Source organism: Pseudomonas sp. 65/3-MNA-CIBAN-0223 (genome assembly GCF_040310425.1).
Taxonomy (GTDB): Bacteria; Pseudomonadota; Gammaproteobacteria; order Pseudomonadales; family Pseudomonadaceae; genus Aquipseudomonas; species Aquipseudomonas gregormendelii.
This window is the reverse complement of record NZ_JBEOPV010000122.1, coordinates 1-276: the sequence shown is the minus strand read 5'-3', so window position 1 is coordinate 276 and position 276 is coordinate 1. Positions and strand designations below refer to the sequence as shown.

Annotated in this window: 1 protein-coding gene; it reads right to left on the bottom strand. The window is 65.6% G+C overall.

Annotation, left to right across the window (positions count from 1 at the left end; genetic code table 11):
• Window positions 1-276, bottom strand: a 276-nt coding sequence (locus AAEZ09_RS28195) for a class I SAM-dependent methyltransferase (RefSeq protein WP_350601635.1), incomplete at both ends; no start/stop codon positions are given.

Sequence of the window (276 nt, the reverse complement as noted above, 5' to 3'; positions counted from 1 at the left end):
CCCAACCACAGATCGCCGCAGGCCTCCCTGGCCCAACTCTGGTTGTGGCTGCACAGCTCCGTGACCAGCAGACTGCCGCCTGCGTTCACCAGTCGTGCCAGTTGTTTTATCGCTTCGCCTGGCGCGGCCAGGTGATGCAGCACCATGTTCAGTACCACGCAGTCGGCGGGTGCGCAGTCGTCGTGCAGGGCGTCGGCGAGCTTCAGCTCGACGTTTGCCAGTCCTGCCTCTTCGCAGCGCGCGCGGGCCAGATCGAGCATGGCCGGACCGTTATCC